Genomic DNA, 13,695 nt, shown 5'->3' on the forward strand with positions numbered 1-13,695 from the left:
TACAGCAAAAGACTCTTACGGAACTTGAAAATAACTAACCTGATGAACTTTCTCGACGTTTGGCTAACACCGTGCAGTTCTTTAAAGTCCCGCCCTTAATACCCGTCCAGCAGTGAAAATATTGTGAACAATGATCTACAACTTGTGAAATCGGCACTGGCCCGCTTCGGCGTCATGTTGGCGCTTACGCTGTTCAGCGTCGCGATGGTGTTCGTCGACATCTTCATTGCCAAGACCGACATCCTCGAAACCTCATTCACCGAGGTGAGTCAGGAAGCGATGCTGGCGCTGATCGCCGGCCTGTTCTGGCTCTCGGCGCGTGAGCCTGGCCAACGGGGCGTAGGCATCCTGATCGGCGGTTTTTTTGCCTGCATGCTGATTCGGGAACTGGACGGTCTGTTCGACCCGATCAGCCACAGCTTCTGGCTATGGCCGGCGCTATTGACGGCTGGCACCTGTGTCTATCGGGCCTTGGGCTACAAGGGCGCCTGGCGTGACGTGGTTTCGGGACTTGCCCGTTTTTCCGTGCGCCCGGCATTCGGTTTCATCATGGCAGGCCTGTTGGCGTTGATCTTTTCGCGGCTCTTCGGCATGGGTTCGCTGTGGCACGGGATCCTTCAAGAGGGCTACGCGCGCCTGGCGAAAACCACGGTGGAAGAAGGCGTCGAATTGCTGGCTTACAGCATATGCCTCGGCGGCGCACTGGATTATTTTCTGGAACTGCGACGTGACCTGTCGCGCTTTGACGACCTCACCGAACTGCAGATCTCATCGCCGGCCAAAGCCCGGCGTCGCGCCGCTGCGGCGGAGCTGGAAACCACCGTCTGAACAGGGTTTGACGCAAAAGCCAGGCCCCGGCGGAGCATCCAGAGGCGTCTGAAAATAAACGCCCTGGTTTCGCTCCTCAGCCGGGGTTGCGCGTCCCTTTCGCACCCTCCATCGTGCTAGCCTTGGCACTCTTTGGAGGGATGCGACTGCCCCGCAGGTTGTCCCGTATTTCAGGCAGCCAATCGCCCATGAGCAAGAAAACCCCTGTCACCATTTCCGACATCGCCCGTCGCGTAAACATGACGCCCGTCACTGTTTCCCGTGCGCTGAACAAGCCTGACCTGGTCAAGCCCGCCACCCTGGCGCGCATTCTTGAAGTGGCGCAGGAACTCGATTACGTCCCCAACGCTTTTGCCCGCAGTCTCAAGCGCAGCGAAAGCATGATCATCGGTGTGATCACGGCGTCGGTGGATAACCCGTTCTACAGCGAGATGATCAAAGCCATTTCCCGCGAGGCAAAGAAACGCGGTTACACCATCATGCTGGTGGACACCGACGGTTCGGAAGAACTCGAAGCCAAGGCGGTCGACACGCTGCTCAGTTATCGCGTTGCCGGCATCGTGTTGTCGCCGGTATCGGACGAGCCGGCCTATCAACCTGCCTACCTCAGTCGCCTCAGCAACGGCGACATCCCCGTCGTACAACTGGACCGGGCGCTGCCTGACAGCCCGTTCAGCCATGTGGTTCTGGACAACTACCACAGTGGCGTCAAAGGCGCGCGCTACCTGCTGGCGCAAAGCCCGAATATGCAGCGCATGCTGGTGCTGACCGGCCCCGCGCGCTCGCGGATTTCCGAGGAGCGGCTAAAGGGCGTTAAAGCGGCCATCGCAGAGAGCGGCAAGCCTGTGCAGCTGGACGTGTTTGCAGGTGATTACACGCTGGAGCCGTCGCATCAGAGCACGCTGGATTACCTGCGCAATCACCCGATGCCCGAGGCTATTTTCGGCTTCAATCAACTCATCACCCTGGGCGCCATGAAGGCGCTGCGTGATCGCAATATCGCCCATGACAGCGTGGCCATTTGCGGCATCGACCGACTGCCGTTCGCCGACATCTTCGGCATCCCGATCGCCTGCATCGCCCACGACGCGTCACTGGCCGGCAGCAGCGCCGTGAAGATGCTGCTGGAGCGAATCGGGGATCGCCATGTGCCGAAGGCGCGGATTGTGATTGTTGGGGAGTTGGAGAATGGCGTCGGGGTGTAATAGGTCATCGGCCATCGCCGATCCAACCGGTAAATCAGCGCCCTATCCGAATCGACTCGGTACCTTGTAGGAGCGCGCTTGCCCGCGAACGCGGTGTATCAGATACCAATATGTTGCCTGACACACCGCGTTCGCGGGCAAGCGCGCTCCTACAGGTTTTGCGTTGTCGGCAGATTCACGTTGATTGGCAAATGTGCGTTGGTCAGCGGATTCGCGTTAATCGGCAAATGTGTGTTGGTCAGCGGATTCGCGTTAATCGGCAAATGTGCATTGGTCAGCGGATTGGCGTTAATCGGCAAATGTGCGTTGGTCAGCGGATTCGCGTTAATGGGTAGATTCGCGTTTGTTCGCCACCTTTGTAGCGCACCCAAATCGTCAACGGCTCGTGTATCCCCCATCAATCGGCAGCGACACGCCGCTGATCATCGAGGCCGCGCTGCTCAGCAGGAACAGGATCGGTGCGGCGACTTCGGCGGTTTCGGCGAAGCGCCCCAATGGTATGGCCGCCAGCGCGGGGTCGCGTTTGCTGGGCTCGCCCCACGCCATTTGCGCCATGGGCGTCAGCGTGACGGTCGGGTTTACGCTGTTGACGCGAATCCCGTGTCGGCCCCATTCACCGCATTGCACGCGAGTCATGGCATCCATCGCGCCCTTCGACGCGCAATAGCTCAGGTGATCATCCAGCGCCACCAGCGACGCCTGACTCGACACATTGACGATGGCGCCGGGCACGCCATCGGCAATCATCTTCTTCGCCACTGCGCCGGCGATCATTGCTGCCGCGCGGACATTGATCGCCATGACCTGATCGAACGCTTCAGCGCTTACCTGGGTGGCGGGCTCCAGAATGGAAATCCCGGCGCAGTTGACCAGCCCGTGCATCGCGGGCAGCGACGCCAGCAACGCAGCCAATGGCTGAGAATCCGCGACGTCCACTTGCAACGTCTGGCACCCTTGGGTGGCCAATTTGTCGAGGGCAGAGGCATCACGGCCCATGGCATAAACCTCGGCGCCACTGTTGAGCAATTGCTGCACCACCTCCCAGCCGATACCGCTGGTGGCGCCAGTGACCAGAATCCGCTGGCCGGTGAAATCGAATCGGGCAGTATCCACAGTCAGGCTTCCTGCAAGCGATGCATGATGGGTTTGAGCGCCGGGTACAACGCGACGTAGTCAGCGAACAGGCGCGAATACAACTCGACGTTCCGGGCTTGGGGTTCGGCTCGGCGCTCCAGTTGCACCCAGCCCTTGTGTACCTGTGCGTCGTCCACCAGACCGACCGCATGCGCCGCCAGCAGGGCAGCACCCAGCGCCGCTTCGACTTCCTGCACGATGGTGTACACCGGGAAGTTGGTGACGTCGGCGATTATCTGCATCCACAGGTCCGAGTGGCTGGCGCCGCCGACGACGATCAGCCGCGGGTCCAGAGACTGCGCGCCACGGGTCCCCGCTTCGATGTTGTGCCGGAGCGCGAAAGTGACGCCCTCAAGGACCGCGCGATACAGATGAATGCGGCTGTGATACAGGCTCAGGCCGACAAAACTGCCGCTCGCCTTCGCATCCCATACCGGGCTGCGCTCGCCCATCAGGTACGGCTGAAACAACACGCCGTCACTGCCGGCGGGAATCTTCATTGCCGCGCGTTCGAGAATGACGTGGCTGTCTTCGCCATTCTCACGCCCCTGCTGCTCTTCCGCCTGGCAGAACTGCTCGCGAAACCAGCTGACCGAGGCACCAGCAGTGATCGCGCCGCCAAAGATGTAGAGGTCTTTGGCGCCGTTGAACACGTGAGGAAAGCTGACCAGACCGTGACGCGCATCCACCTGTTGGTTGAGATACCCCCAGCACATGCTGGTGCCAATCATCGCCACATGATTGCCGGCCTGAGTGACGCCTGCCGCGAACGTCGCCATGGCCGCATCGACACCGCCGCCAAGCAGCGGCGTACCGGTTGCCAGCCCGAGACGATCGGCCCATTCGGGCAACAGACCGCCGACCACGTCGCCGGAGTGCACCAGCCGCTCAGGCATCATCGACGCCGGTATGCCCAAGGCATCGAGCATCTCTGCCGACCAGCCCCGCGCTTTGACGTCGTAGATCCCGCCAATATTGCCGGCGGAGCTGTGGTCCACCGCGATCTCGCCGGTCAGACAAAAATTAATGTAGCTGTTGGGCGGCAGCAGGTAACGCGTGTCGGCCCAGACCTGCGGCTGGTTGTCCTTCAGCCAGAGCATTTTGGTGAAGCCGTAATAGCTGTCGACGCCGTTGCCGGTGACCGCGTGCAAGCGCTCAAGGTCTGCGTGTCCGTTGACCCACTCGACCTGTGCCTCGGCGCGTCGGTCCATCCAGATCAGGCACGGGTACAACGGCTTGATCTGTGCGTCGACCGCAATCCCCGAGCCGCCATACAGACTGCTGACGCACATCGATTTAACGCTGTCTTTGGGCACGTCGCTTTTGCGCATGCAGGCAGCCACGCAGATTTCCACGGCGTCGAGCCAGACCTGAGGCCATTGCTCCGCCCAGCGCGGTTTGGGCGTATCGACCTTATAACTGTGGCTATGCTGCGCGACGATCCGGCCCTGCGCATCGACCAACAGCGCCTTGGTGCTTTGGGTGCCGATGTCGACACCGATGACGTAATCCATCCGGGTGCGCTCTTGTTGTTATGTGACGAATGAAGGGCTCAAACGGTAGGAGCGCGCTTGCCCGCGAATCGCGTGGGTTCAGCCGGTTATGCTGCCCCTGATGCACCGCCATCGCGGGCAAGCGCGCTCCTACAGATGGTCAATTATTGACGGGCTTGAGCAGGACTTTGATCGACTTGGTCGAATCGGCCAGCGCAAACGCTTCGGCATAGTCGTCCAGGCCAAAATCATGGGTCACGATGCCTTCGGAGGTCACAAGACCGCGCTCGAACAGGTCAATGGCGATCGGGTAGCAATAAGGGCCCAGGTGAGCCCCGCGCACGTCGAGTTCCTTGCGGTCGCCAATGATCGACCAGTCGGCGCTGGTCTCGGCACCGAATACGCTGAACTCGACGAAGCGGCCCAGCTTGCGGATCAGGTCCAGGCCCTGGGTGACGCCGATCGGCACGCCGGTGGTTTCGATGTAAACGTCACAGCCGTAGCCATCGGTCAGGCCATTGATGATCTCTCTGGCGTTGTCGCGGCTGGGGTTGATGACCACATCGGCGCCGAACTTCTTCGCCAGTTCGAGACGCTCGTCGACCATGTCGATGACCACCAGCTTCTTCGGTGTTTTCAACGCAGCGACTTGCACCATGCACAGGCCCAGCGTGCCGGCGCCGGCGATTACCAGTACGTCGTCGAGCTGAACATCACCCCGATTAACCGTGTGAATCGAGCAGGCCATAGGTTCGATCAGCGCTGAGTCTTCCAGCGAAACCGACTCTGGAATGTGATGCACGATGGCCGTTTTCGGAATGCGCATGTACTGCGCCATGCCGCCCTCGGCGACGTCTTTCTGGAAGCCGAAGATGTTGTGGACTTCGCACATCCAGTACTTGCCGGATTTGCAGAATTTGCACTTCTCGCAGGGCACGATCTGTTCGGCGATGACCTTGTCACCGACCTTTACCCCGAAGTGCTCTTCAGCGCCCTCGCCCACCGAGTCCACGTAGCCGAAAAACTCATGGCCCGGCACGACGGGTGCTTTGACCCAAGGGCTTTCGCCGCCCCAGAACATCGCAGCACCCGAATGACACTTGCAGTCACTGGCGCAGATCCCGCAGGCGCCGATGCGGATGACCAGTTCGTTGGCACGCGCCACCGGTTTGCTGATCTGCTCCAGACGGTAGTCTTTCGGCGCATGGCAGACGACGGCTTGCATGGTGTTTGTAGTGTTTTGTTCCATGTCGGTTCACCTGTTTTGGGTAAGTGATGATTACGGCCACTTGGGAGTGGGAGAACTGTAGGAGCCGGCTTGCTGGCGAATGAGGCCGCTCGGACATCCGCTGCGACTGACCCACCGCGTTCGCCAGCAAGCCGGCTCCTGCGGGCGTCAGCTTGGGCAAATCGCAACGCTCCCTCCGTCCCTCCCTCCCGCACGACCGCAGCCTATTCAATGCATCCGGTTATTTATGCCGCTGCCGACTGATAAAGATCGCCAGCAAGATGATTCCGCCCTTGATCACGCTCTGCACATAGGGCGAGACGCCGAGCATGTTCAGCCCGTTGTTGAGCACGCCCAACAGCATCGCGCCCACCAGCGTGCCGATGATCACGCCACGACCGCCGGCAATCGACGCGCCGCCCAGCACAACCGCCGCGATTGCGTCGAGCTCGAAGCCGACGCCCGCGTTCGGTTGCCCGCTCATCAGCCGTGACGACAACACCAGTCCGGCAATCGCCGCCGTCAGCCCGCTGATCGAGTACACCAGCAGCTTGAACCGCGAGGCGCGCACGCCGGACAGGCGCACGGCTTCTTCGTTACCACCGATGGCATAAACGTAGCGGCCGACGCGGGTGTGCTGCAGCAGTACCCAGGCGAAAAAGTACGTCGCCAGCATGATCAGAATTGGCACCTGAATGCCAAACAGCGTGCCGCGCCCGAACCAGGCAAACCAGTCGGGCATCCCGGAAATCGGATAGCCGTCGGTGTACATCAGGCCAAGCCCGCGGGCGATGCCCATGGTGGCCAGCGTGACGATGATCGGTGGCATCTTCAGGTACGCGACGAAGATCCCGTTGCCGACGCCAAAACCCACACCAATCAGCAGCCCGATGAGAATCGCAATCGGTGGCGGCACACCCGCCACCATCAGCCCGGTGGTCAACGTGCCGGACAACGCCATCACCGGCCCGACGGACAAATCGATACCGCCGGTGAGAATCACGCACGTCATGCCCACCGCGATAATCGCGTTGATCGACACCTGCCGGGCGATGTTTTCCAGGTTGGCCCCGGTGAGAAACTTGTCGCTGGCAAAGATCATGAAGACCGTCACCACGACCAGCCCCACAAAGGGATAGAACGCTGGCGAGCGGATCAGTTGAGCGAAGTTGAGCTTCATCCGGTTGGGCTGCGCAGTCATGGGTTTAATGGAGGTGTTCACTGTTGGAGCTCCCGGTGGCGTAGCGCATCACTTCCTGCGGGTTGATGGCCGAAGCCTCCAGCACATTGACGATAGCGCCCTTGTTGAAAACGGCCACGCGGTCGCACATACCGATGATTTCCGGCAGTTCCGAAGAGATCATGATGATCGCGAAGCCTTGTTCGGTGAGTTTGCGCATCAGGGTGTAGATCTCCGCTTTCGCACCGACGTCGATGCCTCGGGTCGGCTCGTCGAAGATCAGGATGTCGCAGTGATGGTTGATCCAGCGCGCGATCACCACCTTCTGCTGATTACCGCCACTGAGGTTGATAACCCGGCTCTCGCAGCTTGGCGCCTTGATCGACAGCTGCTTCATCAGCTCGCCGGTGGTGGCGTCTTCCTTGTGCCGGTCGAGCAGATGCGCCGTGCCTTCGTACTTGCCCAGGTTGTTCAACGAGATGTTTTCACGAATGCTGAAATCGACGATCAGGCCTTCGCTCTTGCGGCTCTCCGGCAACAGCCCGATGCCGCTGGCGAGCGCTTGCGCCGGATCGTTGAGGTGCGCCGGCTGGCCGCGCAACAACACATCCTTGCTGACCACCGGCAATGCGCCGATCACGCCCAGCGCCAACTCCGTGCGCCCCGACCCTACCAGCCCGGCAAACCCGAGAATCTCGCCCTTGTGCAGATTGAAGCTGTTATGCGGACCGTTACGCGTGAGCTGGATGTCCCGCACTTGCAGCACAATGTCGCCCTGGGCGCGGGACTGCTTGGGTGGAAAGCTGGCCTCAAGACGGCGCCCGACCATCATCTCCACCAAGGTGTCGATGTCGCTGTCGGCAACTGTCAGTGCGCCCACGTTGGCGCCATCGCGGAGCACGCTGATGCGATCGCAGACCTGAAAGATTTCTTCCAGATGGTGGGAGATGAAGATCACCGCCACGCCCTGACTTTTCAGCTCACGCATGATGTCGAACAGCAGCTCGGCTTCGGACGGTGTCAGGGTCGCGGTGGGCTCATCGAGAATCAGCAGACGCGCTTCGAGGGCCAGGGCCTTGGCAATCTCGACGAACTGTTGCTCGGCCACGCTCAAGTGCTGCACCGAGCAATCCAGATTGATCTTCACGCCCAGCCGGTCAAACAACGCGATGGCTTTCTCGCGCATTTCATTCTTACGCAACAGGCCGAAACCGTTGACGATCTCGTGACCGAGGAAGATGTTCTCCACGGCATTGAGATAGGGAATCAGGCTGAATTCCTGAAAGACAATCCCGATGCCCGCCGCGATGGCCTCGTTGTACGTCGCGAAATGCTGCTCGGCGCCGTCGATCAGAATGCTGCCCTTGTCCTGATGCTCGACGCCGGCAAGGATCTTCATCAGCGTCGATTTGCCCGCTCCGTTTTCGCCGAGCAACGCGTGTATCTCGCCACGCTCGACCTGCAGGTTGATCGACTTGAGCGCCTGCACGCCGGGGTAGCTTTTACAGATGTTTTCCAATTGCAGAAGGCAGCTCATGCGCACCTCGTCGCAGCACTAGCACTGCGCAGCCCGGAAGAATCGGTGATGCGCGCCTGACCGGGATGACATCAGGCGAGCGATCTCACGCGCGTTACCAGGTGAAGGTTTTAGCCTTCGCCTGATCCACCAGCAGGATGTCTACCGGAATGGTCGCCGGGACTTGCGAGCCCCACTTCTTGGCGAGCGCCAGGCCCAACGCAAGGCGCACCTGGTCACGCGGGTACTGAGCGGAGGTGGCGATGAACTTGCTGTTGGGCTTCTGGATTTCTTTGACGGCTTCTGGCGCGCCGTCGACACTGGTCAGCTTGACGTCCATGCCGCTGGATTCGATGGCCGCAAGCGCCCCCAGCGAACCATTGTCGTTGACGCTGAACAGGCCTTTGAGATTGGGCTGAGCCTGAAGCATGTTCTCAGTCACGGTCAGGGCTTGATCACGCTCCTGCTTGCCGTTCTGAATGCTGACGATCTTGATGTCCTTGTACTTGCCCAGCGCTTCCTTGCAACCGCGAACGCGCTCAAGGATCGGCACCACGGCGATGCCATCGAGAATGCCGACATCGCCCTTGCCGCCGATGTTCTTCGCCAGGTAGTCGCAAGCCTGCACACCGGCGTCGAAATTTTTCGAGCCGACGAAGGAGTCCAGCGGACCATTGGCCTGGGCATCAACCGCAACCACCACGACGCCTTTGTCATGAGCCTGCTGCACGGCCGACTGCACGCCTACCGAGTCGGTGGGGTTGATGATCAGGATATCGATGCCCTTCTGCAGCATGTCTTCGATGTCGCTGATCTGCTTGGACACATCGTGACGAGCGTCCGTGACCAGCAACGTTGCGCCGATGCTGGTCGTTGCGTCCTGAAGGGCGTCCTTCATGGTCACGAAATAGGGGTTGTTGATCTCTTGGAACGAAGCGCCGACTTTCAGCGGGCCGGTTTTGGCTGCGTCGGCGGCTTGAACAGTGACAGCGCTGGCGCAGGAAACAGCGACGGCGAGCGTACAGAGAGCGGCGCGAACGCCCTTTTTGAGGCGAATTGTCATGGCGAAAATCCCGTTGTTTTTATTGTTAAAGCGGAAAATGTCATCGTTAACATTTTCGAAATTAGCAGAGAAACCGGGGCCCCGCAATACGCGGATTCGACCGTTGGTAAGCACGGTGCGGCGACCGTTGGTGAGTTTCCTTACGCGGGCGCGTTGACAGCATAAAGATCTCTGCCGATACTCCGATTCGCGTTGTACGACAACGCATAACCGATAACAAAAATAAAAAGGATGCTCCCATGACGATGACTGTCAGTCGGTGCCTGTCGCGCCGGCAAACACGCCACACTCCTCCCCTTTCTTGCACTCCATTGTCGTCGTCAGCGTCCTTGCGCGCCGCGACGTCAGCCGAACCGCACGCGCGCGACTGATCCAGAGCGTCCGTCCGTTCAGGCAGTGAGCCTCATTCAAAACCGGTGACCCGAGCACCCATGTCCACTTCGTTGGCGTCCCTAAGGCGACCTTCGATGCAGGACCGTTTTGTCCGCAGAAAGGGAGAACAATAAGAAATGAAGATCCAGACCCATCGTTCGTGGCTGTTGCTTGGCGCTGGCAGCGTCGCGTTCAGCCTGCCGTTGATGAGCCTCGCTGAAGGCTTTATCGATGACACCAAGGCTACGCTGAACCTGCGCAACGCCTATTTCAATCGCAACTTCGTCAACCCGGCGAACCCTCAGAACTACGCCGAAGAATGGACGCAAAACTTCATTCTCGACGTGAAATCCGGATTCACCCAGGGCACCGTCGGCTTCGGCCTCGATGTGCTGGGCATGTACTCCCAGAAGCTCGACGGTGGCAAGGGGACAGGCGGCACGCAGTTGTTGCCGATCCATGACGACGGCCGTCCCGCCGACAACTTCGGTCGCCTGGGCGTGGCGGCGAAAGCACGGGTCTCCAACACGGAGCTGAAGATCGGCGAATGGATGCCGGTGCTGCCGATTCTGCGTTCCGACGATGGTCGTTCGCTGCCGCAAACCTTCCGCGGCGGGCAAATCACTTCCAAGGAAATTGCCGGCCTGACGCTGTACGGCGGCCAGTTCCGGGGCAACAGTCCGCGTAACGATGCGAGCATGGAAGACATGTTCATGAACGGCAAATCTGCCGCGTTCAAATCGGATCGCTTCAACTTCGGCGGTGGCGAATACACCTTCAACGAAAAGCGCACCCAGGTCGGCCTCTGGTACGCACAGCTTGAGGACGTGTACCAACAGGAGTTCCTGAACTTCATTCACAAGCAACCGATTGGCGACTGGACCGTCGGTGCGAACCTGGGCTACTTCATCGGCAAGGAAGACGGCAACAAGCTGGCCGGCGAACTGGACAACAAAACCGCTTACGCGATGCTGTCGGCCAACTACAAAGGCAACACCGTTTACCTGGGCCTGCAAAAGGTTTACGGCGATGACCAGTGGATGCGGGTCAATGGCACAAGTGGCGGCACACTGGCGAACGACAGCTACAACTCAAGCTACGACAACGCCAAGGAACGCTCCTGGCAGCTGCGTCACGACCTCGACTTCGCGATTTTCGGCGTCCCCGGCCTGACGCTGATGAACCGCTACATCAGTGGCGATAACGTACACACCGGCACCGTGACCGACGGTAAGGAATGGGGACGTGAATCCGAGCTGGCTTATACCGTCCAGAGCGGTACGTTCAAAAGCCTGAACGTGCGGTGGCGCAACTCGTCGATGCGACGCGATTACAGCACCAACGAGTTCGACGAAAACCGCGTGTTCATCAGCTATCCGATCTCGCTGATGTAAGAGGCCGAAACGCCGTCGCGCGCTGTCAATGAGACGGGCTTTGGCCGGAAAGCGTCGGGCATCACTCCGCAAAAAGTGATGCGCTTGAACTGGCCCCTTCCCGGCTGAAGCCGGTCCCACTGGAATACTGAGTGCGGTCAGTGGGACCGGGTTTAGCCGGGAAAGCGTCGGGCATCACGCCGCAAAAGTGATGTGCTTAAACTGGCCCCTTCCCGGCTGAAGCCGGTCCCACTGGAATACTGAGTGTGGTCAGTGGGACCGGCTTTAGCCGGGAAAGGGCCGGGCATCCCGCCGCAAAAGGAAGGGTAATGTTCGCCACGACTTTCTGCAGCGGGACGGCGATTTGATACAGGGCCCTTAGGGGCTTACACCTTCGTCGCGTTGACAAAATTTGCGGGCCCTGTTGATAATCCCGCAAACGTCATACGACAACCGATGACACCATAAAAACAACATCAGAATCAGGGTTTCCACGATGACTGAATTCAACGCTCAGGCGCCGCTCAATCGCATTTTGCTGACGGGCGCTGCTGGCGGTCTCGGTAAAGTCCTGCGCGAAAGCCTGCGCCCCTTCGCCAGAACCTTGCGTCTTTCCGATATCGCCGCTATCTCCCCAGAAGCGCGTCCCCACGAAGAAATTCAGCTCTGCGATCTGGCCGACAAACAAGCGGTCCACGACCTGGTCGAGGGCGTCGATGCCATCGTGCATTTTGGTGGCGTGTCAGTGGAGCGGCCTTTTGAAGAAATCCTTGGCCCCAACATCTGCGGCATCTTCCATATCTACGAGGCCGCGCGCCGGCATGGCGTGAAGCGCGTGATCTTCGCCAGCTCCAACCATGTCATCGGTTTCTACCGTCAGGATGAAGTCATCGACGCCAGCGCGATGCGTCGCCCGGACAGCTACTACGGCCTGTCGAAGTCCTATGGCGAGGACATGGCCAGCTTCTACTTCGATCGCTACGGCATCGAAACCGTCAGCATCCGCATCGGCTCCTCGTTCCCCGAAGCACAGAACCGTCGCATGCTTGCCAGCTGGTTGAGCTATGACGACCTGACGCAGTTGATCGAGCGCGGCCTGTTCACGCCGAACGTCGGCCACACCATCGTCTACGGCGCGTCCGACAACAGCACAGTGTGGTGGGACAACCGGTTGGCCAACCACTTGGGCTATCAGCCCAAAGATAGCTCCGAGCAGTTCCGCAGCAAAGTCGAAGCGCAGCCACTGCCGCCGTCCGACGACCCTGCAATGGTTTATCAGGGCGGTGCGTTCGTGGCGTCAGGTCCGTTTGGCGACGAGTAAGGTTCTACGATGACCGGGCTGACTGCGAGGTTGGCCCTCAATCACAAAATCACGGAATGATCGTCATGGCTGCTGAGCTGATTCTCGATGCACGCAACGCGACCGGAGAATCCCCGGTCTGGAACGCACAGGAACAGGCACTTTACTGGGTCGATATTCCGGCCCGTCGCCTGCACCGCTGGAGCCCGCAGGACTTATCGACAACGAGCTGGGAAGCGCCGGAGATGCTCGCCTGCATCGCCTGCTACGGCGACGGCAGCTGGCTGGCCGGCATGGAGAGCGGCCTGTTCCGCATTCAGCCGCAGAACCACGGCACACTGGCCACCGAGCTGCTCAGCAGCGTCCAGCATGCCACCGAGACCATGCGCTTCAACGATGGCCGCTGTGACCGCCAGGGCCGTTTCTGGGCCGGCACCATGTTGATGGACATGTCCAAGGCCGCGACAGTGGGTTCTGTCTATCGCTACAGCGCCGGCCAGACCGAGCCGCTCACCGCGCAGCTCACCGACATGATCGTGCCCAACGGCCTGGGCTTCAGCCCGGATGGCAAGATCATGTACCTCTCGGACTCGCACCCATCGGTGCAGAAGATCTGGGCCTTCGATTACGACACTGACACCGGTACGCCGCACAATCGCCGCCTGTTTGTCGACATGACTCAATACCCTGGGCGACCAGATGGCGCAGCAGTGGACGCCGACGGCTGCTACTGGATCTGCGGCAACGACGAAGGCCTGATTCACCGCTTCACGCCTGCGGGCACGCTTGATCGTTCCCTCGCGGTACCGGTGAAGAAGCCGGCGATGTGCGCCTTCGGTGGTGCAAACCTCGACACCCTCTACGTGACCTCGATACGCCCGGGCGGAGACATCAGCGACCAGCCGCTGGCCGGTGGCGTGTTCGCTCTGCAGCCGGGTGTCCAGGGTCTTGAAGAACCTTTGTTCAAGGGCTGAGCCACACGCTTGGCCCCGCTACGACGCAA

The 13,695-nt window shown here is 60.1% G+C and carries 11 protein-coding genes; 5 read left to right on the forward strand and 6 right to left on the reverse strand.

Going from position 1 to position 13,695, the window contains the following annotated elements; translation table 11 throughout:
- Positions 1–123: 123 nt before the first annotated feature.
- Both QRN48_RS02245 and QRN48_RS02250 read left to right on the forward strand, forming a co-directional pair.
- Entirely contained in the window at positions 124–828 is a 705-nt protein-coding gene (locus QRN48_RS02245; protein WP_191942896.1) for a hypothetical protein, read from the forward strand.
- A 188-nt stretch (positions 829–1,016) separates the two neighbouring features.
- Positions 1,017–2,033 carry a LacI family DNA-binding transcriptional regulator gene (locus tag QRN48_RS02250; protein ID WP_191942895.1) on the forward strand — a complete coding sequence of 339 codons (1,017 nt, stop codon included), beginning with the start codon at positions 1,017–1,019 and terminating at the stop codon, positions 2,031–2,033.
- A gap of 375 nt (positions 2,034–2,408) precedes the next feature.
- Here QRN48_RS02250 and QRN48_RS02255 read toward each other — a convergent pair whose 3' ends face one another.
- The 6 genes from QRN48_RS02255 to QRN48_RS02280 form a co-directional block, all read right to left on the reverse strand.
- Entirely contained in the window at positions 2,409–3,146 is a 738-nt protein-coding gene (locus QRN48_RS02255) for an SDR family oxidoreductase (protein WP_191942894.1), read from the reverse strand.
- Between the two features lie 2 nt (positions 3,147–3,148).
- A complete protein-coding gene (locus QRN48_RS02260) occupies positions 3,149–4,681 on the reverse strand; it encodes an FGGY-family carbohydrate kinase (protein ID WP_285348655.1) in 1,533 nt (510 codons plus the stop codon).
- A 139-nt stretch (positions 4,682–4,820) separates the two neighbouring features.
- Positions 4,821–5,909, reverse strand: a complete 1,089-nt coding sequence (locus QRN48_RS02265; protein ID WP_037015067.1) for an alcohol dehydrogenase catalytic domain-containing protein — start codon at positions 5,907–5,909, stop codon at positions 4,821–4,823.
- 220 nt (positions 5,910–6,129) lie between these two features.
- A complete protein-coding gene (locus QRN48_RS02270; RefSeq protein WP_191943093.1) occupies positions 6,130–7,089 on the reverse strand; it encodes an ABC transporter permease in 960 nt (319 codons plus the stop codon).
- Positions 7,090–7,093: 4 nt separating this feature from the next.
- Entirely contained in the window at positions 7,094–8,605 is a 1,512-nt protein-coding gene (locus QRN48_RS02275) for a sugar ABC transporter ATP-binding protein (RefSeq protein ID WP_037015073.1), read from the reverse strand.
- 94 nt (positions 8,606–8,699) lie between these two features.
- The gene (locus tag QRN48_RS02280) at positions 8,700–9,647 is read right to left on the reverse strand and encodes a substrate-binding domain-containing protein (RefSeq protein ID WP_052075303.1); all 948 of its coding nucleotides are present in this window, start codon (positions 9,645–9,647) and stop codon (positions 8,700–8,702) included.
- A gap of 509 nt (positions 9,648–10,156) precedes the next feature.
- Between QRN48_RS02280 and QRN48_RS02285 the strand changes: the two genes are divergently transcribed.
- From QRN48_RS02285 to QRN48_RS02295, 3 genes are all read left to right on the forward strand, one after another.
- Positions 10,157–11,413 (forward strand): OprD family porin, encoded by a 1,257-nt coding sequence (locus QRN48_RS02285; protein WP_037015075.1) that lies wholly within the window; start codon positions 10,157–10,159, stop codon positions 11,411–11,413.
- Positions 11,414–11,888: 475 nt separating this feature from the next.
- Positions 11,889–12,713: an NAD-dependent epimerase/dehydratase family protein gene (locus tag QRN48_RS02290; RefSeq protein WP_285348657.1), complete on the forward strand. Its 825-nt coding sequence runs from the start codon at positions 11,889–11,891 to the stop codon at positions 12,711–12,713.
- Positions 12,714–12,778: 65 nt separating this feature from the next.
- Positions 12,779–13,666, forward strand: a complete 888-nt coding sequence (locus QRN48_RS02295) for a glucurono-1,5-lactonase (protein ID WP_285348658.1) — start codon at positions 12,779–12,781, stop codon at positions 13,664–13,666.
- Positions 13,667–13,695: the final 29 nt, after the last annotated feature.

The organism is Pseudomonas sp. ME-P-057 (genome assembly GCF_030208975.1).
Taxonomy (GTDB): Bacteria; Pseudomonadota; Gammaproteobacteria; order Pseudomonadales; family Pseudomonadaceae; genus Aquipseudomonas; species Aquipseudomonas lutea.

Bases quoted from the DNA above. Each gene is read 5' to 3' on its own strand.
- QRN48_RS02250 (WP_191942895.1), top strand. From the start codon at position 1,017: ATGAGCAAGAAAACCCCTGTCACCATTTCCGACATCGCCCGTCGCGTA.
- QRN48_RS02260 (WP_285348655.1), bottom strand. From the start codon at position 4,681: ATGGATTACGTCATCGGTGTCGACATCGGCACCCAAAGCACCAAGGCG.
- QRN48_RS02265 (WP_037015067.1), bottom strand. From the start codon at position 5,909: ATGGAACAAAACACTACAAACACCATGCAAGCCGTCGTCTGCCATGCG.
- QRN48_RS02270 (WP_191943093.1), bottom strand. From the start codon at position 7,089: ATGACTGCGCAGCCCAACCGGATGAAGCTCAACTTCGCTCAACTGATC.
- QRN48_RS02275 (WP_037015073.1), bottom strand. From the start codon at position 8,605: ATGAGCTGCCTTCTGCAATTGGAAAACATCTGTAAAAGCTACCCCGGC.
- QRN48_RS02280 (WP_052075303.1), bottom strand. From the start codon at position 9,647: ATGACAATTCGCCTCAAAAAGGGCGTTCGCGCCGCTCTCTGTACGCTC.
- QRN48_RS02285 (WP_037015075.1), top strand. From the start codon at position 10,157: ATGAAGATCCAGACCCATCGTTCGTGGCTGTTGCTTGGCGCTGGCAGC.
- QRN48_RS02290 (WP_285348657.1), top strand. From the start codon at position 11,889: ATGACTGAATTCAACGCTCAGGCGCCGCTCAATCGCATTTTGCTGACG.
- QRN48_RS02295 (WP_285348658.1), top strand. From the start codon at position 12,779: ATGGCTGCTGAGCTGATTCTCGATGCACGCAACGCGACCGGAGAATCC.